Source organism: Gillisia sp. Hel_I_29, from assembly GCF_000744275.1.
In the GTDB taxonomy this organism is placed as follows: domain Bacteria; phylum Bacteroidota; class Bacteroidia; order Flavobacteriales; family Flavobacteriaceae; genus Gillisia.
In genome coordinates this window covers 100,636-119,210 of record NZ_JQLP01000001.1, presented here as the reverse complement: position 1 = coordinate 119,210, position 18,575 = coordinate 100,636, and the positions used below count along the sequence as shown (strand labels likewise).

Genomic DNA, 18,575 nt, shown 5'->3' with positions numbered 1-18,575 from the left:
TAGGGCTAATTGAGCACCGAGCTGTCTATTTTATGGATAGAGCAGATGGTATTTCCTATGATGGATTTGCCCCTGAAGTTAAGCAGAAATTAGAAATAATTAATCCTGATGCTTATTACGTTTTTAATCAGCAACCCTTATTGCTTTTTTTTTATCTTGATGAAAATCATCTGTCAACTCGTGAATTAGATATTCATAAACAAGTATGGTCGTTTGACAATTCGCCTGTGATTTTTATTGTTAAAAATCAAGATGTAAAAGTTTACAATGCTCTTAATTACCATAAAAAAGAAAGAACTCTGGAAGAAATTCCCTTAAATGCAGAGGAAAGACAATCAAAATTTTCTTTTTGGAATTTACAAAGCGGACTTACTTGGAAATGGTTGCAATATGAATATTTCGAAAATACAAAGAAAAATAATTTTCGGAAACGGGTAAATGATCGATTGTTTCAAAATATAAGCTCTGTTAGACAAATTTTAATAAGTAAGCCTGATGGACTTACTGAAAACGAAGCAAATTCCTTAATCCTCCGATTAATTTTTATTCGTTATTTGATTGATAGAGGGGTTAAAATTGACGATGATGAAATCACAGGAAATAGCATTGATGAGAAAAGATTTAGCTTTAGTAAAATAATTCAGGATCCTGCCAAATTGGACAGCTTGTTTATTAAGTTAAATAAAAATTTCAATGGGGTTCTATTTAAAGAATTCGATATAAAATTAACCTCAAGCCAATCTCAATTTCTAGCAGATGTTTTTAAAGGAGAAGTCCAAGAACAAGGAACCTTGTTTGATGGATATTATTTTCACATATTTGACTTTTCAATTATTCCTGTAGAAGTAATTTCTGGTATTTATGAGTCATTAATTGATGAGGAAAAAAGAAAGTTAGATGCTGCGGTATATACACCTCCTTTTTTGGTGGAATATATTTTAAATGATACCATAGATAAGTATTTAGAAAACAGTCATACATCTTCCTGCAAGATTTTTGAGGTTGCGGTGGGTTCTGGAATATTTTTAGTCCAGTCTTTAAGAAAGATGATTGAAAAAGAAATTAACTTAAATGGCAAAGAGAACAATAAGGATTTCAGTACATCTATCAGGAATATAGCTAAAAACAATCTTTTTGGTATTGATATTAATCCGGAGGCTTTAAAAGTAACTTGCTTTTCAATATATATCGCTCTCTTAGATTACCAAAATCCAAAGGATATAGAAAAATATCCTTTCCCGAATTTCTTAGGAGAAAATTTATTTGAAGCAGATTTTTTTGATCTTGACCACAAATTCAACGAGATTGTTATAGGACAAAAACCTAATTTTATTTTAGGAAATCCGCCTTGGAAAAAAGATAAATCGTATAAACACTTAGAATGGGTCAATTCCAGTAATACTTATAGCAAAAAAATTAAGGGCAAATTAGAAATTGCACAATCCTTTTTATTGCGTTCGAATGATTTTATGCAAGTTGATACTGTTACAGCCTTAATAGTAACCAGCACCGTTTTTTATAATGTTTCAACTACAACCAGAGAATTTAAGCATAAATTTTTAACTTCCTTCTGCTTAAATAAGTTTTTAGATTTATCAGCTGTCAAACAATCTCTTTTCGAGCAGCAAGAGAGCCCAACTTCGATAGTCTTTTATCGCCAAGCGAAAAGTGAAAATCATCTCGAAAATTCTGTCGAACATTTGAGTATAAAGGTGAACTCATTTTTAAAGTATTTTAAAATGTTGGTCATTGAAAAATACGACAACAAGAAAATTGCTCAAAAACATTTTGTTGAAAATGATTGGATGTTTAAAGTCGCATTATATGGAAATATTTTAGATTTTGGATTTATAAAAAGGTTAGAGTCTCAAAATACATTAAAAATATTAGATTTAATAGATGAGAAAACTACTTTCAAAGGAGCTGGTATAGAAAGGGGGCTGGATGCAAAACCATATCCAAACTTAATTGGACTGCCAATAGTTGAAAATAGTGAAATAAATGAATACTATACACAGGTAAATAAGGCCAAAACTTTAGGAGAAGCAGATGTCAAACTCTCAAGAGGGAGAAAAATAGAGATTTTTAAAGGGAGTAAAATTCTATTAAAGGAGCAGAGTAAGAATTGGAATAAACCAGTCATTTCTTATTGCGAATCGGACTCGGTATTTAGAAAGGGTACTTTTGCAATCTCTTCATTTAATAAAAATATAATCAAGCCTATTTATGGTTTATTGATTTCAGAAATGGCTACTTATTATATGTTTTTAATTGCGAGCGCTTGGGGTGTTGGTACAAGGCCCGCTATTCGATTTGTAGACGAATTTTTGAACATTCCTTTTAATAAGCCAGATAATTCATTGAATGAGGAGCTTATTAAATTGGTAGATGAATTTTTGAATTCTTTCCGAAAGCATTATTCAGATTTTAATCTAGGAGAGCCTGAATTTGATGACAAGATTTTCTTAAAAATAAATGGGTTAATTGCTGAAATTTACGAAATTAAAGACTATGAAAAAGATTTAATAGATTATGCCCTTAATGTCTCGAGATACCAATTCCAAGAAAGCAAGCAAGATTTGGTTACGGATTTCACTCACTTTAATTTTAATCATTACAGAAACCAAGATTTCGTTCTACAAAAATATGCAGAAGTTTACCTAAATGAAATTGGGAACCTTTACGAGGATGAATTTATTCAAATAGAGATTTACATTTTAGATTATTTCATTGCAATGAACTTTGTTCTTTTAAATGTAGAACCGGAAGAAAAAATTATATACCCAAAAGATAAATTTGATGAAAAAGAAGTATTGCAAAGGTTGGCAGACAATTTAAGTATATCTCAAATTACAAATACGCGTGATCCTCTAAAAAACTTGTATCTACAAAAGGACATTAAGGGATTTGAAAATAATTCATTTTATATAATTAAACCAAATGAGTATAAATGTTGGCATCGCGCCATCGCTTGGTATGACGCAGCAGAATTTAGAAACACTATTGAGCAAGCAGAGTTTAATGACTTAAGTAATGAAGTTAATGATTTCTGATGCATCCCAATTCATACAACATAGGAAAAATACTTTTTCTATAACTAATAAAAGAATACAGCAAATAATTTCTTACGTATGCGAATGTTACGGGATTTGTCTAAAGGAAAAAACAAAAAATCCATACTCTATTAATGCAGTCAAAGAGAATAGTACATTATCATTTGAGGACTATTTGAAATTTGATTTAGTAGATAATTATCTCAACGTTAAAAAACACCTATTAAAAGATAAAATCTCAAAATTAGAAGATATTCATTTTGCTGCTGAAACCCAAGAAAGATATATAGACCTTGTTGATTCTAAACAGAAACCCGATAAAATTGATATATACGTGGATAGATTAGGACTTCAAAGCGAATGGATGTCCAAAAATAATCAGGTCTATTTTGCAATAGAATGTAAACGAATCAGAATTTTATCGGACACAAAAGCTTATATAGGTGACATTAGAAAAGTAGCAAATAGAAATCACACCAATTTAAGGCTTCCTTTTGAGGGACAAATAGCCTTCATTGAGAATTTGAATATAGACCATCACAAAGTAATGACAAAAGCCAATAGTATTTTAAAAAAAGATATAGAAATCAATACTCTTCAATATTTAAAATTCCAAAGTTTTCACAGTTTTTTTCAAAATACCTACAGTTCAGTTCACACAAAAAATTTTGGGGGAAAAGAATCATTTTATGTTTACCATCTACTATTTGACTATAGTCAGATAGTAATGAATTAATCGGCGAATAAGTTTTAATGGTACGGTTTTTGGAATACTATAGATGATTCATTCCATCCTTTTTCTCAATATAGATGCAGAAAAGCTCAATGATATTTAGGTTAACGAAGAAAGTGAGGTCTTTTTTCCTTACTATTCAAATATAGACCTCGCTTCCTCAAAAATCCTCTCAAAATTAGCCTCCAAATCCGCCTGAGAATATTGCTTCGATTCTTTTGGAAACTCTCTTTTTATGTTGGCCAATTTAAACTGCACCTTCTTATCTTTCCCATCAGCATACGTGATAAACTCGCCCTGTTTTAATCTGAAAAACACATCTGCTCTAATTTTCGGGATTTCCTTTTCGCCTGTAGTAATACGTGTATCAAAATCCAAGTTATGCCCACGACTTATACTTTTTGTTGGGTCTTTGATAATCTCAAAAAAGCGTTCATAGTATTTGGCTGTATCTGGGTCGTTGACCTTGCCAAAAAACTGATAGGAAAGATTGCTCAAAATTGCCTTGCTTGCCTTATCGCCATACATCATATCGTTTTGGATTTTGTCCTGCATTACGTAAATCGTAGAAATGTTATAGCTCCGCAGGGTTGCTGGGATGCGGTGCATATTCAAAAGACGAATAGTGGGGGCTTCTTCCATCATAAGAAATGAAGGGTTTGCATTGCGCACACTCATTTGTTTTGTAATGGTATGGATAATGGTGGCGATTACAGGCGAATACGAAGTTTCAAATTTGGGATTGTTCACAACCGAAATCACGGTAGGATTTTCAGGACTATTTATATTGAGTGGTACTTCATCCGCAGACAATGCCATAAAAATCCGTTGGGTGCTGATTCTTTTAAGCGCATTTGCCAAGGTGCTTTTCACACCTGCAGTTTGCCTTTCGGAATCCTTTCCGCTAATAAATGCATCCGCCATTGCCCTCGATGTGGTATTGGTTTCCAAAAACTGGATAAGGCTTTCTGTATCCAGATATTGATAAATGGCAATCAAGTGTGGAAGGGTACAGAATTGTGGATAGGTAGTTTTTAATTTCCAAATCAATCCACCAATCAAGCCTTCCGCAGCATCATTAAAAAATTTTGTAGTTCCAGTTGTTCCTGATTCCCTTTGTTCCAGAAGGTTTTCAATTAACACCCTTGAAACCTCATTTACGCTTTCCTCGTTCTCTAAATAGCGTGGCGCAATAGGATTTACCCTATGTATGATTTTATCAAAGGAAATGACCTTAAATGGGATATCGCCATCCTTAAAGAGTGGATAAGCCATTTCGGTCAGTTCAAAATCTTTGTAATCGTGAATAATTCCGCAAAATCCTTCTTTTTGAAAGTGTTTCAGGAATCCATACACAACACTCTCGGTCTTTCCACTTCCGGCAGAACCTATTATGGATGCACCTCGTTTGATGTTATCCAGTTTAAAATTTCCTTTCGTGGTGGCAAAATTGACTTGATATTTGGCATTTCCACTTTTAGGCTCGTCCGTTTTATGCAAGAATACATACATTCCTATATTAATTAATGTCAGAGGACAAACCAAATAAAGTGCTATTTGAAACAATGGTAATTGTTCATTTAAATAATACACAAAAGCACCAATCAATAGAAAATTGACGACAAATGCATATCTGCTTATCCGAAATATTCCATAAAAAACACTACTGGCCAAACCAATAATAAAAAGTACCGTTACGAGATTGTCCATTTGCATAATTTTAAATTAGATTCCTATGGAACTTGATTTAATGGCCACCTCTGCACCACGTCGTAGCCTATTAAAAATTTTCATCGCCAATTGTACCTTCGTAACAGGAATACTCGGCATCATAGGAATGCCACTTTTTTCCATTATTTTGAACGCTAATGCTTTTTCATTGGTGGGCAGTTTCATCAATGATGCAAAATAGATTTTCGGATTCTTAATGAAATCCTTTCTTGCCTTATAAGTTTCAGCGAAGTTCCTTTGATAGCCAAAAGTCTTATCAAAAGTCTTTTCTGCTTTCTCAAAAAACCCATCTCTATCAAATCCCCGTTTTACCGTTTTACCATTTAATTCAACGTCGGAAGCTTTATATTTACTTCCAGGTGACAAACTGAATCGGTTTGATGCATCCTTGCGGCTAACGATAATATGTATATGGCTTTGGTCTCCTGCTTTTGGCATTCCTTGTACTATTCGTTTTCCGTTCTGTTGGTGCGGTGCTTCTCTTTCTAGTTTCCCGATTTCTTTTTCCAATTTTTTCACATTTCCTTCTGCTCGCCCCTCTTGCACATTTCGGACTTCAGTTTTTAATTGAAGTATTTTTGTGGCAAAAGGCTGGTTTTCCTGCACCTGTTTATCTGTTCCTTTAAAGGTTCTTTGGTGTTCAATTTTTGCGTAGTATTTTATATCATCGATATTGACCGGTCGCCCATTTATTTCACGGTTGAATGAAGCCACATAATCCTTCATAATCTCCCGGGTATATTTTTGCAAATCTTTACTATGGTTTTGCAACCGTTTTAGTTCGTATTTTGAAGGGCTTACGGTAATGGAATAAAACCGTGGCTCGTGCTTTTCGAGTTTTGCCGTATTGCCATCAATTTCCCTGACCACTTCCTCTGCTGAAATCTCGTCGCCATTTTGATTAAAAAAATGCTCCATATCCTGCTGTTCCAGTCCTTGGTTTTCCTTCTCCAGATAACCCACAAAATCAGCCGAACTTTTAGAATAATTGCCACCCATTTTTTGGGGTGTAATTGTTATATACATAGCTTAAAATTTTAGAGGTCGTTATTAAGATTTTGCTTTTCTCGAAAGCGTACTTCCTTTTTTTCTTCGGCATATTTCTTTTCCACTATCAAAGGTTTTTTGCTTGGCTGTTCTGTCTCAAATAGAGATTGAATCATTGCAACTGTAGGCTTGGTTTGGGTCTTTTCAACGTCCCTCATTATAGCGATTACGGCATTGATTCTTTTTAATAGTTTGGCTTCGATGGTTCGCCCTGTCGGACCTAATTTTTCTTTTGGCGATATCTCGTTGTAGAAGAAAAAATCAAGTATAGCTTCCATCGTTTCGGTATGCGTCTTGAAGTGCTTTTTTGAAAATTCTTGAAAACGTTTGGCGGTTTTCCTTTTGAACCTGATAGTGATGAATGAATCCATTTTCTTTCGCTTTTTTGTGTGTTTGACGTAAATCCATCCCTATTTACAAGCTGTTTGGGGGCATTTGACGCAAATCGAAGAAACTTATATAATCCATTAATTTTCAATTACTTGAAATTCAATGGTTTATGCGCTAAAAGGAATATGTAACGTGGCTCTGCCCGTTACCCTCTTGCTATTCCTTTTCGTCACGCCAAAGCGTGACAAAAATTTCATACAATCTGGCTAAAAAGCAAATTGCCCTTTTAGGAATTCGGAAATTCCAATATGTAAAATATAGATGGATACAGCTACCAGCGAAAGTTAAAAATGGGATAACTATATGAATTTATGTGTGCTGAATTTCAGCGAAATAAAGATACGCTTTTTTCTCGACTTGAAATTAATTGCATACAAAAACACCTCCAAAAATTTAGAGGTGCTTGACTATAAAGTTTAGAAAATTAGATGTTGAAAATAAACGTATAGGAATATAAATTTCGCAATGCTTCTTCCTCTATCATCGTTTCAAAACAGGTATAATTTTCTCTTACGTATTTGCGAATATCATCGCCAAATTTTCGTTCCACATCCTTTTTGGAATCTTCCAAAAGACGGTTTTGAGTTTCCTCGCTCAAGTCTGTAAAATTCAGATAAACCATAGCTTTAAAATTTAGTATTCGCTTGGTAACATCAGCGTATCATTTACAAAAAATAACCGCAGTTCATCGAGTGGAAAATCGGTTGCCCGATAACCGTGTTTTTCCAAAATATTATCATTGCCATCGCTGTAAATTATCTCGGCTTCATAACCCGAATAATCCTGTTTTTCTTCGGGCAATCTTTTGAAGTCTATGGTTATAAATTCGCTTCGGTTCATCAGACTTTTTGCAATCACGGAAGTGTCCGTAATGAGCCAAAAACAATCTGCCACATTAGCAAGATATTTTAGTCCGTCCGTAAAACGTGTTCTTAATAATGGGATTTGATAGAACATTTCCGTTCCGTGAAAATGTTGCAATCCTTCTTTGATTTCGTTAACTTGTGCTTTCATTGTTCATTTATTTTAAGTGAATAATTAAAAGAGGGCACGAACTAATTGAAAACTGGTATCTGTGCCCTCTTGGATTTTTATGGTTACTTACCATTTTTAGACCCGAGCAAAAGAATTTCTCTTGCTACAACTTCGGTATAGTATCGTTTTTCGCCTTCCTTGGTTTCATAAGAGCGTTGCGCCAATTTGCCCGCAATGGCAATTTGTTTTCCTACTACTGCATATTTCTCAATGATTGAAGCAAGTTTTCCCCAAGCCACAATACTATGCCAATGGGTTTCCGATTGCTTCTGCCCTTTTGAGTCTTCGTAATTTTCATTTGTAGCCATTGAGAACTGCGCCACAATTTTTCCATTTTCAAGATTTGTAACCTGTGGGTCTTGCCCAATGTTTCCAATTAACTGAACGTGATTTTTAATAGTTTTCATAATAAAAGTTTTAAAGATTATTAATAAAAAAAGGGCGCAACGTTTGAGAGGTACGCCCTCTAAAATTTCAATGATTACTTATCATTTTTGCTTCCAAGCAAAAGGATTTCATTTGCTTCGATTTCGGTAACATATCGCTTGATACCCTCTTTATCCTCGTAGCTTCGGGATTTCAGTTTTCCCGTAACACCTACTTCCTTGCCTTTATCAACATATTTTTTAATAATTTCGGCAGTCTTGCCCCAAGCTACAACGGTATGCCAATTAGTTTCGGTTTGCTTTTCGCCTTTGGCATCCTTGTAATACTCGTTTGTTGCGATTGAAAAACGGGCTACTTTTTTTCCGCTTTCAAGGTTCGTGATTGTTGGCTCTTGTCCAACGTTTCCGATTAACTGTACGTGATTTTTTAAAGTACTCATAATAAAATATTTAAAGATTAATTAAAATGCTATCTGAACCATTCAGACAGTTTGCGTTTATATTTTTTTGAAGTGATTTACTTATTATATCTTGAGCGTTTTCCTTTTTTGTTTTTTTTGGTGTCGCTTCCCTTTGTATGTTTTTGTAAGATTTCATAAGTTTTATTTTAGATTTACTTCCCATAGCGCCCTCGCTGTTACCTTTTTTTGTTGCTGATACAGTTTCAAGATTTTGAAATGATAAGGACTTATAAAAAGTGAAGCGCAGCGTAACGGTTTATGCAGTCTGTTCAAGTTCAAAATGTTGGTATTTTGCTGGCAAAAAAAGGTTAGGGCAGCGAGGGTGCGGAAGTATTTCTAAAGACTTTGTGAAGTACAATAACATAGGAAGTGGCACCAAATGATTAAATGGAATTCCGATTTGGCGGACTCCGTTCACGATTTTGGATTGGGAATGAAGCGTTCCGCTCCAGCGCAGCGGATCGGGTTAGCGGAATGGAAAGTAGAAATTGGGGATGGTGTCCAAGACCTATTTAGAGAAGCTCTTTTCCCGCAATGTAGCTTTTCGCGAAATGCAGGGGAATGTGCTGAACGGGTTATGAAATTCGTATTCAATAAAAGGTTAATATTACTTTGGTGAGTAGTTATCTCATTCTACAAAAGGTTCTTTCTGATTTTCAGATTAAACATTACTTAATACTTGGTAGTAAAGGGGATGCTTTTCTCTGTAGTAAGCTAAATGACTCTCCGCACTTTCAATAGTGTAATTTTCACTACTCAATTGATAATGTTCTTCTGCTTCTTGCAATGAAATGCCGGATTTTACAGTTGTATTTTTCATAATGTTAAAATTTTTGGTTAAACAATATTTGAGCAGAAACCAAACGGAAGCTAAAATCTTGGCTCAAAAGGAAACGGAATAAATAAGCGAGGGAAGAAGAGATGGCTTTATGCCGTAGTCTTTTGATGAAAGTATTTTACGAGTTTACCTTGCGTGTATATTGTATGATAATTAACTTCCTTTTTTAAACGGACTTGATTCACGATTTTGGCAAGGGAATGTAGTGTTACTTTCCAGCATAGCGGAAGGGTTAACGGAATGGAAAGTCGAAATTGGGGATTGTGTCCAAGACCTGTCCAGAGAAGCTCTTTTCCCGGAATGTAGCTTTTCGCGAAATGCAGGGGACTGGGCTGAACGAATTATGAAAACTGTATATCCTTTTGAAGTAGAACGTCAAGCGGACTTAACTTGAAAGGTGTAGGTTGAAATGGAGTTTGACCACTTCCCGATTTTCTTGGGAATGAGTGGGCAAGTGGAAAGGAAATCGGAAGCTTTATAGTTGTGTCCAAGACTTGTTTTAATGAAGCGCTTTGCCTGAAATATAGCTTTTCGCGGAATGTAGGGGAATGGGCTGAATGGCCGTATTATTATCGATTCAATTCATCATCAATATTTAGGTTTCCATTTCCAATTACATTTAGGTGCAAACAATTCTGGACTGAAATAGATTTTGCTAATTAAATCAAGAAACTTATTACTTCTTAAAAGTCCACCGCAATGTTCTGGTTCTGTTGCGATAGTAAATCCTTTTAAACGTTCAAAAATCCAATGAATTAATGGATTGTCCTTATCTAACATTGTACGTATTTCTTGTTCCTGTAGATAGGTAAATTCAAAAGAACCATCACTTAAGCCATTCTTTATCGAAAAGAAGTCCAAGTCTATATCAAAAAATACAGATGTTTCTGATGAATTCAATAAATCATCCTGTAATGTGTCAAAAGTTTTGAATTTTTTGATAGTATGTTTGTTGCCGTACTTATCTATCAATTCTTCATCTTTCCAAGCATCTGGAAAGGAAGCTTGCCTGCAATGCACATAGATATCCCCAATCAAATTGAGATAGGCAGCACATAGAATATGACCGTCATTATTTCCAGCCAGTTTTGCCCAAGAGAATAAAGACACTTCTGCATCACTCGTTAAATCTAATTTATCTAACCATTCTTTTTCTGTTTCACAAGGGTAGCATAAATCCTGATGCCAGTCTAGCGAAACCAAACAAGGTGGATTAGCACTTTCATTCTTACGCATCCATTTGTTCCAATAGAAAAATGCGTATCGATGTTCTTGAAATACTGCAAGTTCTATTGCTTCAGTTTCATTTGTTGGATGCGATAATATTTGTCGTGAAACACCTGGTGGTTCTATGTGATATGGGTTTCTGAATTCAATCATTTTCAATGGTCTTGAAAGGAACAATATCGCTTAAATCATTTTTGATGCCTTGTTCACGTAGTGGCGAAGTGATATTCAACTGAACGACATCTCTATTTTGTCTCCAAATAATCTCTGCGATGAATGCAATTGTTAATTGTACAGATTCCGCTGGATTTTGATTTTCATTTGTGTTCCAGCGTTGTCTCAACTCACTATTCTCATCAAGATTCAAGTCGATTACAGAGGCATATACGTTTCTGTCTGGTATAATTGGTTCAAGACGCAGTTCTTTAATCTCATCAGCTTTGAGGTCTGGATGATTAATTCTCGGAAGGTCAGTCTTTGGCAGAACGAATAGTACATTTGAAAAAACTGGCGAAGTCAACCTAATCATATCCTCAAAGAAATCAGGTATTTCGACTAAACCATTGTCGAAAAAACCAAACCCTACAATTAGATGTTTCTCTTTATCGTACTTTAATCTTTTAAACGCATCTTCAAAGTTTTCTCTGTCTATTAAGTATCTACGTGTTCTCGCTCCGAGGAAAGAGTTTGGAATATATCGATTGATTTGGTCATAAATGATTTGTTGTGCAAATATCGAATCATAATTTAGATGTGGTATGTCTCCTTCTGTAAAACCTTCTTTTCGGAAAAGTATGGAACCTCCATTTAGACCGAATCGCATCACAGGTTCATCATTTGCAAAATCATCTTTATTTATTATGAGGCGGTACTGATTAAATGCATCATCTATCATCGTTGCACTGCTGGCCAAAAATTGACTGATTTTATTATCAGATAATGGTGCATTTGTTCTATTCTGTTGAATTTGCTCTTCAATTCTAATTCGTAATTCAGGCTCAAAACCTTCTATATCCTCCAAAATAGCATCTGACAAATTATAGCCCAGTAAATCCAATAAGTCTTTATTCTCTAATATTTTGTTTAAACAAAACTTGAAATAGTCCAAAGCATCTTTCCATTTAAGTAATTCAAGTACTTTATTTGGCAATCTTGGTTGTTCGGTAAATTGATGAAACGTATAATAGGGTTGCAAGAAAAATTGTCTTATAAAAAGCAAACATACATATTGACAAATCCAAAAGGTTATTTGTCGTGAGAGGCCTAAATTATCAATGTCTGGAAATGGGTATTTAAAATCTGTAGGCGTAACTCTGTTTACATACCCTTCTTTAAAATAGGCAAACCAGTAGAATATGTCATACATAGAGTTAGGCAATAGGTAATAATCTGGCGGCTGACTTTGTGTGAAATTTAGAATTCGTTTTAGTCCATTATTGTTTTGACGATACAATAACAAGCCACCCAATGCATAGTGAAACTCTAAAAATCTTATCTGTTCACTTTCTCTTATTTCAATTTCCTCCTTGTTCTCATAATCTCTAATATCGATGTTGTATTTGCCAGTTTTCCTCCCTAATTGAAATCTATAATATTGGTGTGCAGTGCTCCAATGCTCCTTTATAAACTTTGCATTGTCGGAAATCTGATAGATATTGCCCCACATACTATCATACGTTTTTTCTGATATTGGAATCTCCTGAAAATCCTGTCCCAACAACCACCAATTTGATACTGCGGGAGATGTCAATCTATCCAATTCAGAAACTTCTTTCCGAAGCAATTTTTTAATTAGCTTACGGGTTACATCATAAAAATAAAATGGATATTCTAAAGCTTCGCTTGAATTATGATTATGACGAATTTTAATAAACTCTTCAGTATAAAACTTACTCAATTCCTCTTGTAAATGGATATCCTCCTTTTCTACAGCGAAATAGGCTATCTCGTTAAGTGAATTGATAAGGTTTTCTTTATATCTACTTTCTTTTGAAATTGATTGATATTTCGCAATCAGATATTTCAATAGGCGAGCTGGTTTTCCGTTGTATAAAGCTATTTTGTCAAGCCAGATTATAAAGGATATTACAAGAAAAAAGGTAAGAGTTAATGTCAATAATTTTGCAGAATTTTGCATCCATATTGAGTTTTTCCAAAATAATGGTTCGGCACCTGCAATCAAAAAGGCAAATGATGCGATAGTGAAGAACAACAGCCATTCGAAAGTGGTAACTTTCCTGCTCCGAAATGGCAAAATGCGACCATATGCCCTTTGTGGAAATTCTTGTTCAAAAACTTCGGAAAGATAATTTGAGTCATACCTATTTCCAATATTCGATATTTTATCAATTATTATAGGATAAGCGATACCAATAATGGCAATATCAATCCCAATGCATATTTCTATTATATATTTTAGATTCATTTCTTCATATTTATAGTAATTCCACCGCCTTAAACCAATAATAAAAAATGCTTTTATCTGGCTGTCTTTTCAGTTTATTTAAAAATGCCCAATCTGCTTTTTCAATGTTAAGTTTACTTATGTCTTGTCCTTTGTAATATTCAATTTCTGTTATCTCATCTTGCAACAATATAGCATTCAAATAAGCTAACCTGGCCGAAGCTGCAAGGGCTTCCTCTATTCTGAAATTTCCCGTCATCAAAAACGCACTTCCAAAACTGCGTATGCCACGGTTTAATTCGTCAAACTTCTTTTTTGTTTCCTTGGTTGGGTTACGTTCCCTTTTGGCGATGATGGCACAGGTGTCTATGGCATCCCAAAGCACATCTGTTTCTTTGAGGTTTCTGCCGCTGAAATCTTTATCCGAACTGCGATATGATAGTTCCGCTTTCGCAAAAGCTGAAAAGCTTTTTTTAACCATTGCCATAGCCGTAATGTTTTCAAATAGCTTTCCTAAATCGAACAATTGCTTACAGATTTCCATTGCAAATAACTGGTCGCCCTTATAATATGGAATACCGATGGTCTCTGGCGCAAAAGCAGTAAGCTTGTCGCCACAGATGGAATTTACCGAAGGTGTGGTAATTGATATTATAGGCTCATTAACCGATAGCCAAGGAATTTCAATGGAAGATTCTATGAGCTCTGGATAATGTGGGCTGTCAAAAAGAATATCCAACAGAATGGTTACTGGAACGTTCGGGTTGTAATCTGAATCAAATTCAAAAGTATAATGTGCCTTTGGAACGCCTTCTTTATAACTTCGACGTTCATTCAAAGTGTGGCTTTTAAAATGTGAGTTGGCAACAACCGCATCAAGGATTTTTTCCAATGGGTCACGCTCTACACTCGAAATAATATCGATATCTATTGAAAACCGATTGCCTTCTTCAAGTAAAAGCACCAGTGAAGTGCCCCCTTTAAAGACAAAATCAAGTCCTTCTATTTTTAGATGTTCCAACAATGAAAATGCGTGAACCATTTTTTCCAAAATGGTCACATTAATGCCTTTATGTTCTTTTTTTGACCGAAAAATACCCAGCCACTCTTTTGTGAAGCTTTTGTTTTCAATCATTGATTATGTCCTCTAAAATATTCGGTATGTGGTTATTCATAAATTGCTTGATTTCCTGTTCTTTCTTTCGTCTTTTCGCATAGCTAAAGAGCTTTGTGAAATTAATACTGTATCGCTCAAGTATCTTTTCATAAATATTTATGAGTTCAGAGCCTTGGTAAAAATGGTACAGGTTTTCATCGGCAAACAAGTCCACCATTATTTTTTCAAGTGTGGCGACTGGAACTAAATTTTTTTTGTCTTTCAATTTACTTATCGGTGCTCTGGTGACGAGACGTTTTATGACCACGGGGACAGCACTCTCGGAAATGTAGAATTCAATTTCCTTGTCATCGGGATTCAAGAAAAAATCCATTTTCAACGAATCGTTGAGATAATAGTATAGTGATTCTGTAAATTCTTTTTCCACTTCTACTACAATCATTTGATTGGATACTTGATGCAGAGTAAATTCATTTAGCCATTGGTTTTCCCATATAGCATATTGGATTTCCTCAAACCGTTCATTGGTCTTACTTGCTATTTTTAGAACACTATCAGACAGTACTGGTCTATACTTGGGTTTATGGGATATAACATACAATCCACGACCAATAGTTTTGATGATGTCTTTTTTCTTCAGGTCGTAAATGCGCCAACTAAATGTACTTTCCTTCAAATCCGGTTCAAGGTCCAAATAAAACTGAAATAGCTGGTCCCTATCAAAGGAACTTTGCTCTTTAAACGCTTCTATAAGCTTGTTTTCTATAATTTTTGGCATAATACAATATCAAAACTTTGCCAAAAATACAAAAAAGTGGCGAATATTTGAAAACTAATTATCGCCACTATGTCAATAAAGTGGTAAATATTTGAAATGGTTATTTCTAATAGAAATTATTGGGATTTGCCAAAAGAACATCATATTGAAATGAAAAAAAATCCAGTTTAAGGTACTGGATGAACCTTTATTGATGTTATGCCATCGCATAAACTTCATCGAACAGTTTCTTGTCCAATCGTTCCTGTTGACCGAAACTTTTCTTTAAGACATTATGAAGTACTGAATTGAACGCATTGTAACCTAACCACAGATTTGGTTCTTCATTGAGCAACAAGGCTTCATAGTTCAAGATTTCTATGACCTCACGAGATTTTTTCGACGGGTCGCTGTTCTTGTCGCTACACTCGTATCGGAACAGTTTCGTTCTGTCAAGAATCGCCTTCACAAATTCCTGTGTATCGATGATTTTAAATTCTTTCATCTTGTCGAATTTCTTGGTAATGGTATAGAATTCATTGTCCAGAAATTTATCGAATAGATTGTTCAGCCTCGGCATAATCAAGTGCGTATTGTTCTTATTGTGCTTTATGGAAAACTCGATTTCAGCCTGTGACACGTGCAGACCATTTGAGCATACTTCTCTATAAAAACCGAAGTGTCCAGAGGTCTTTTCACTTCCGTCATACGAATTCTTGAACCGAAGCATCGGCAATATCAAGTCCTTATGGTTCTTGACTGTAAACTGGCTTTTGTCGTCGATAATAAAGTCAGTAATGAACGACCTATCATTTTTGTTGATGGTGCGTTTGTGGAAGTTCAGTTGTGCATCAGTCAGCATTTCTTCAGCTTTCTTGAAGAACAGTTGATTTGGAATGTGACCGTAGCTGTTCGATACGACGTTAACGATTTTGCCATTTGAGATAATGGCATTTTCAAGCCCTCTTCGGGATTCCATCTGTGTCAGACTTTTTAAGGATTTCATTTCTGATGACACGAAAATTTCATCCTGTTGCAAATTTTGTAAATACATAGCTTTTGAATTTAGATTAAACAATATTTGAGCAGTACCCAAACGGAAGCTAAAATCACAGCTCAAAAGGAAACGGAATAAATAAGCGTAGGATGTTGCGTTGGCTTTATGCCGTAGTCTTTTGATGGGTGTATTTTACGAGTTTACCTTTGCTCTGATATTGATTGATACCCCCTTCCTTATGAACCCATCTTTCAAAACATTATCATAAAAAAGAAAAAGGGGCCAGCACGAATGCCGACCCTTCTTCAAACAACAAAAGCTAATCGTTGAGTTCCTCAATTTGCTTTTCAAGAACTGTGATGCGCTCTTTCAAACGTGCTTCACGCTTGTCCCTCTTTTCGGTATATTCTTTTTCAATGTCGGCAATCTTGGATTTATAATATCCTTGCATTGCTTTGTAGAATGAAATGTTGGTCAGATTATTGACGTGATTGCTTTCGCTAAAATGCACTTGCTTTGTGAGCATATAGCGTATTAACTTGTGAAAGATTTCCTTTTTGAACTTCTTCTTGAAATTCTCAACCATTTCAACTTTTGTCATCTTTGAAGTGTCGCACAAGAACTTTGAGAAATACTTTTGCTGGCTCATATAGTCCACATTATTTTCAAAGAGCGATATCGAGAATGCGACCATTTCGTCTGTTGAAAGTGTCTTCTTCGTATCAATGTATTTTGTTTCTCGAATCATCTGGACAACTTCTTCAAACTGCTTGTTGTTCTCTATTTGCTTCTTGCGGATTTCCCTTTCGTTGATTTTAATGATTTGCTCTTCAGGCGTGCAGTCCGCCATTTTTCTATTCGCCAATGGTGCCGAGTATTCCATAGAATCGTTCTTAGATTTTTCGACAATCTTTACAAAGATTTCCTTGTGCTGGAATGAATCGGGATGGAATACGATGCCGTTTTTAAATCCATTTTCTTTTGCTGAATTGAATTTTTCCAATTCTTCTGTATAATTCTGTAACGCCTCGCTCAACTCTGCTTTGATTTCATCTTCGGAATAATCATAGTGTTGATATTCTTTCTGAATCGCCTCTAGGGTAGGTTCAATAGGATTTTCTATGATTTCAACATCGTCCAGTAGATAGACTTTCAATCCGTTCTTTTCCAATTGTGATATTATGAGCTGATTACTTTCGTCATCTGCCCAATATTGTCGTATTTCAGGGATTAAAAGGATATTCTCTTTCTTGGACTTTTCAATCAGGTTCAAGAACGATTTGCTTTTCTTCGTTTCAAAACAAGCTGCTTTCGTACAGACCATTTTACCATCGCCGAACAGATTGCCTTGATTGGCTGCATTGAACGGACATTCTACACAAGACCCAGCTTTCGAAACCAATTTTTTATCAGCTACATCAAAAGACGCTTTTTCCAAATCATAGGTCTGGTCTTTAATCATCCTGTTTATCTGATGTGCGTTAAAATCTTCGCCCATTGTTTCCAACATCATTTGTTGTTCTTCCGGTTCAAAGAGCGCTACACCGACACCCAATGATATGGTCATTTCGCCATTGCGTACAAATTGCTTGAAACCGTCAATCAATCCAGCTAATTTTAGACGCTGTCTGATGAAGTTATCTGTCCTACCCAATCGCTTTGCAATTTCGGTAGGCTCATATTTCTCACTTAGGTAAGCAATCGCCTCAGCTTCTTCGGTCGGTTCGACATCCTGTCTTTGCAGGTTTTCGATAATCTGAACTTCAAGCACATCATTGTTCTCATAAGCACTAACGATACAGGGCATCGTTTTCTTTCCTGCCAATTTACTGGCACGATATCGACGTTCGCCCATCACGATGATGAAATGGCCATTTTGTTGTCTTACCGTGATTGGCTGTAACACACCGTGCTTTTCGATACTCTCAGAAAGCTGCTTTAATGCATTCTCGTTAAAAGTCTTTCTTGGCTGTTCCGGGTCAGGCTTGATTTTGCCCAATTGTAAGTTCTGAATTTGAAGAATGGATGATTTCTTTCCGTTTACTTCTTTCTTGACAGTAGATTTCGCTCTACTGCGCTGCTTTGTGGTACTCGCTTTTGTTGTCATAATACTCAAATTTTTGATTAAACAATATTTGAGCAGAAACCAAACGGAAGATAAAATCTTGGCTCAAAAGGAAACGGAATAAATAAGCGTTGGAAAGAGCATTGGCTTTATGCCGTAGTCTTTTGATGGAAGTATTTTACGAGTTTAAATTGCGGTTATATTGTATGATAATAAACTCCCCCTTACGAAGTAATAAGGTTGCTATTTAGCAGAATTTATTATTTTACCAGAAAATTAATAGGGTTTAATAACAAATAGAAATATTTGACATCAATACAAATGTTGCCCTGAA

Annotated in this window: 17 protein-coding genes; 2 read left to right on the top strand and 15 right to left on the bottom strand. The window is 35.2% G+C overall.

Annotated elements, in window-relative coordinates; genetic code table 11:
• Window positions 1-32 precede the first annotated feature (32 nt).
• Both P163_RS00480 and P163_RS00475 read left to right on the top strand, forming a co-directional pair.
• Window positions 33-3,053, top strand: coding sequence for an Eco57I restriction-modification methylase domain-containing protein (locus P163_RS00480; protein WP_081868416.1), 3,021 nt, complete (start codon window positions 33-35; stop codon window positions 3,051-3,053).
• Window positions 3,034-3,789 carry a hypothetical protein gene (locus P163_RS00475; protein WP_031427453.1) on the top strand — a complete coding sequence of 252 codons (756 nt, stop codon included), beginning with the start codon at window positions 3,034-3,036 and terminating at the stop codon, window positions 3,787-3,789. The genes P163_RS00480 and P163_RS00475 overlap by 20 nt, the downstream gene beginning before the upstream one ends.
• 132 nt (window positions 3,790-3,921) lie before the next feature.
• On the opposite strand, the gene P163_RS00470 is transcribed toward P163_RS00475, so the two are convergent.
• From P163_RS00470 to P163_RS00400, 15 genes are all read right to left on the bottom strand, one after another.
• Window positions 3,922-5,502, bottom strand: coding sequence for a type IV secretory system conjugative DNA transfer family protein (locus P163_RS00470; RefSeq protein WP_034886787.1), 1,581 nt, complete (start codon window positions 5,500-5,502; stop codon window positions 3,922-3,924).
• 9 nt (window positions 5,503-5,511) lie between these two features.
• On the bottom strand, window positions 5,512-6,543 hold the full coding sequence (gene mobB, locus P163_RS00465) for a MobB family relaxase (RefSeq protein WP_034886784.1): 1,032 nt from the start codon (window positions 6,541-6,543) through the stop codon (window positions 5,512-5,514).
• Between the two features lie 11 nt (window positions 6,544-6,554).
• Window positions 6,555-6,935, bottom strand: coding sequence for a BfmA/BtgA family mobilization protein (locus P163_RS00460; RefSeq protein ID WP_034886781.1), 381 nt, complete (start codon window positions 6,933-6,935; stop codon window positions 6,555-6,557).
• Between the two features lie 443 nt (window positions 6,936-7,378).
• Window positions 7,379-7,576, bottom strand: a complete 198-nt coding sequence (locus P163_RS00455; protein WP_031427449.1) for a hypothetical protein — start codon at window positions 7,574-7,576, stop codon at window positions 7,379-7,381.
• An 11-nt stretch (window positions 7,577-7,587) separates the two neighbouring features.
• Window positions 7,588-7,968 carry a DUF6876 family protein gene (locus P163_RS00450; RefSeq protein WP_031427448.1) on the bottom strand — a complete coding sequence of 127 codons (381 nt, stop codon included), beginning with the start codon at window positions 7,966-7,968 and terminating at the stop codon, window positions 7,588-7,590.
• A gap of 83 nt (window positions 7,969-8,051) precedes the next feature.
• Window positions 8,052-8,396, bottom strand: coding sequence for a single-stranded DNA-binding protein (locus P163_RS00445; RefSeq protein WP_031427447.1), 345 nt, complete (start codon window positions 8,394-8,396; stop codon window positions 8,052-8,054).
• Window positions 8,397-8,470: 74 nt separating this feature from the next.
• Window positions 8,471-8,815 (bottom strand): single-stranded DNA-binding protein, encoded by a 345-nt coding sequence (locus P163_RS00440; RefSeq protein WP_031427446.1) that lies wholly within the window; start codon window positions 8,813-8,815, stop codon window positions 8,471-8,473.
• A gap of 10 nt (window positions 8,816-8,825) precedes the next feature.
• Window positions 8,826-8,972, bottom strand: coding sequence for a hypothetical protein (locus P163_RS18410; protein WP_164917885.1), 147 nt, complete (start codon window positions 8,970-8,972; stop codon window positions 8,826-8,828).
• A 525-nt stretch (window positions 8,973-9,497) separates the two neighbouring features.
• Complete coding sequence (locus P163_RS18255; RefSeq protein WP_156100634.1) at window positions 9,498-9,656, bottom strand: hypothetical protein; 159 nt, start codon at window positions 9,654-9,656, stop codon at window positions 9,498-9,500.
• A 606-nt stretch (window positions 9,657-10,262) separates the two neighbouring features.
• On the bottom strand, window positions 10,263-11,054 hold the full coding sequence (locus tag P163_RS00425) for a UPF0489 family protein (RefSeq protein ID WP_034886778.1): 792 nt from the start codon (window positions 11,052-11,054) through the stop codon (window positions 10,263-10,265).
• On the bottom strand, window positions 11,047-13,326 hold the full coding sequence (locus P163_RS00420; RefSeq protein WP_034886775.1) for a hypothetical protein: 2,280 nt from the start codon (window positions 13,324-13,326) through the stop codon (window positions 11,047-11,049). The genes P163_RS00425 and P163_RS00420 overlap by 8 nt, the downstream gene beginning before the upstream one ends.
• A 10-nt stretch (window positions 13,327-13,336) precedes the next feature.
• Complete coding sequence (locus P163_RS00415; protein WP_034886773.1) at window positions 13,337-14,440, bottom strand: nucleotidyl transferase AbiEii/AbiGii toxin family protein; 1,104 nt, start codon at window positions 14,438-14,440, stop codon at window positions 13,337-13,339.
• A complete protein-coding gene (locus tag P163_RS00410; protein WP_031427440.1) occupies window positions 14,433-15,200 on the bottom strand; it encodes a DUF6577 family protein in 768 nt (255 codons plus the stop codon). Before P163_RS00410 ends, P163_RS00415 begins: the two co-directional genes overlap by 8 nt.
• Window positions 15,201-15,396: 196 nt before the next feature.
• Complete coding sequence (locus tag P163_RS00405) at window positions 15,397-16,233, bottom strand: DUF932 domain-containing protein (protein WP_031427439.1); 837 nt, start codon at window positions 16,231-16,233, stop codon at window positions 15,397-15,399.
• 262 nt (window positions 16,234-16,495) lie between these two features.
• The gene (locus P163_RS00400; RefSeq protein WP_031427438.1) at window positions 16,496-18,283 is read right to left on the bottom strand and encodes a ParB/RepB/Spo0J family partition protein; all 1,788 of its coding nucleotides are present in this window, start codon (window positions 18,281-18,283) and stop codon (window positions 16,496-16,498) included.
• Window positions 18,284-18,575 lie beyond the last annotated feature (292 nt).

Bases quoted from the DNA above. Each gene is read 5' to 3' on its own strand.
- P163_RS00480 (WP_081868416.1), top strand. From the start codon at position 33: ATGGATAGAGCAGATGGTATTTCCTATGATGGATTTGCCCCTGAAGTT.
- P163_RS00475 (WP_031427453.1), top strand. From the start codon at position 3,034: ATGAAGTTAATGATTTCTGATGCATCCCAATTCATACAACATAGGAAA.
- P163_RS00470 (WP_034886787.1), bottom strand. From the start codon at position 5,502: ATGCAAATGGACAATCTCGTAACGGTACTTTTTATTATTGGTTTGGCC.
- mobB (WP_034886784.1), bottom strand. From the start codon at position 6,543: ATGTATATAACAATTACACCCCAAAAAATGGGTGGCAATTATTCTAAA.
- P163_RS00460 (WP_034886781.1), bottom strand. From the start codon at position 6,935: ATGGATTCATTCATCACTATCAGGTTCAAAAGGAAAACCGCCAAACGT.
- P163_RS00455 (WP_031427449.1), bottom strand. From the start codon at position 7,576: ATGGTTTATCTGAATTTTACAGACTTGAGCGAGGAAACTCAAAACCGT.
- P163_RS00450 (WP_031427448.1), bottom strand. From the start codon at position 7,968: ATGAAAGCACAAGTTAACGAAATCAAAGAAGGATTGCAACATTTTCAC.
- P163_RS00445 (WP_031427447.1), bottom strand. From the start codon at position 8,396: ATGAAAACTATTAAAAATCACGTTCAGTTAATTGGAAACATTGGGCAA.
- P163_RS00440 (WP_031427446.1), bottom strand. From the start codon at position 8,815: ATGAGTACTTTAAAAAATCACGTACAGTTAATCGGAAACGTTGGACAA.
- P163_RS18410 (WP_164917885.1), bottom strand. From the start codon at position 8,972: ATGAAATCTTACAAAAACATACAAAGGGAAGCGACACCAAAAAAAACA.
- P163_RS18255 (WP_156100634.1), bottom strand. From the start codon at position 9,656: ATGAAAAATACAACTGTAAAATCCGGCATTTCATTGCAAGAAGCAGAA.
- P163_RS00425 (WP_034886778.1), bottom strand. From the start codon at position 11,054: ATGATTGAATTCAGAAACCCATATCACATAGAACCACCAGGTGTTTCA.
- P163_RS00420 (WP_034886775.1), bottom strand. From the start codon at position 13,326: ATGAATCTAAAATATATAATAGAAATATGCATTGGGATTGATATTGCC.
- P163_RS00415 (WP_034886773.1), bottom strand. From the start codon at position 14,440: ATGATTGAAAACAAAAGCTTCACAAAAGAGTGGCTGGGTATTTTTCGG.
- P163_RS00410 (WP_031427440.1), bottom strand. From the start codon at position 15,200: ATGCCAAAAATTATAGAAAACAAGCTTATAGAAGCGTTTAAAGAGCAA.
- P163_RS00405 (WP_031427439.1), bottom strand. From the start codon at position 16,233: ATGTATTTACAAAATTTGCAACAGGATGAAATTTTCGTGTCATCAGAA.
- P163_RS00400 (WP_031427438.1), bottom strand. From the start codon at position 18,283: ATGACAACAAAAGCGAGTACCACAAAGCAGCGCAGTAGAGCGAAATCT.